The organism is Methanoregula sp., from assembly GCF_002835825.1.
In the GTDB taxonomy this organism is placed as follows: Archaea; Halobacteriota; Methanomicrobia; order Methanomicrobiales; family Methanospirillaceae; genus Methanoregula.
This window is the reverse complement of sequence record NZ_PIZH01000639.1, coordinates 1-976: the sequence shown is the minus strand read 5'-3', so window position 1 is coordinate 976 and position 976 is coordinate 1. Positions and strand designations below refer to the sequence as shown.

Genomic DNA, 976 nt, shown 5'->3' with positions numbered 1-976 from the left:
TCTCGATCTTCTGGTACTCTGCCTCCTCGTCTGCAAGCATCGCAAGGGCGGCCTCGATCTTCCCGGCCCGGACGGTTTCTTCTTCCAGTTCCTGTTTTGTTGCCTGCTGCTGCTGGAGGAGCGTTGTGTACGCGAGTTTCTTGTCGGCAAGGACTTTTTGCTTCGCATCGATGGCCATCCTCTGCTGCGCGAGAGCACTCTTCTGCTTCTCGTGCTCTCTGATGGCGGCTTTGAACCCCTCCGCCATTGCTTCGAGTTTGACAAGCTCCTCCTCGCTCTGCCGGCCGGCAAGCGCTGCAAGCTCGCCCTCCTTTCTCTGGAGGTCCTTGTCCTTTGCATCGATCTGCTCTTTTAAGATCTTCTGGCTCTCGCTGCTCAGGTAGTCGATGCCGAGCGCCCGGAGGAACCATTCCTTTCGTTTCGCCGGGGTATTGTCGAGGAGGGTGAGGAGGTCTTTCTGCGCTGCGTAGATGGTGTTCTTAAAATCGGTCGGCCCCATGCCGAGCACCTGCTTCACGGATTCTTCGACCGGACTGACCTCCTTTGCGAGCAGCTTGTTGTTTTTATAGAGCTCTGCGTCGTGCGAGACCGCTTTTCCTTTTTTGAACGTCCGGATGATCTTGTACGCGTCCCCGCCGACCCGGAAGTCCAGGATGACTTCGCACTTGTCTTTTGGGCTTGCGAAGCTCGAAACGATGAAATCGCCTTGGATCCCGGTCGCCTTCACGCCATAGAGTGCGAAAAGGACAGCTGTCACTAAACTTGATTTGCCCGTGCCGTTGTTGCCGAGGATGCCGGTGATGCCGTCCTTGAAATGGATCTCGGCGTGCCGGAAGCGTTTGAAATTGGTGAGGGTGAGGGAGTCGAGGATCATGCGGGGGCTCCAGCTCTTTGTTGTTGTGCCAAGTTTGGATAGATGGCGAGCTCTGTTTGTTTTCTGTGGGGGATTTGACGCTCTTGGGGGCTCCACCTTCGG

At 56.2% G+C, this 976-nt stretch carries 1 protein-coding gene; it reads right to left on the bottom strand.

Features of this window, described 5'->3' with window-relative positions:
- A partial coding sequence (locus CW742_RS14035; protein ID WP_292421443.1) for an AAA family ATPase occupies positions 1–874 on the bottom strand: 874 nt, incomplete at its 3' end.
- Positions 875–976: the final 102 nt, after the last annotated feature.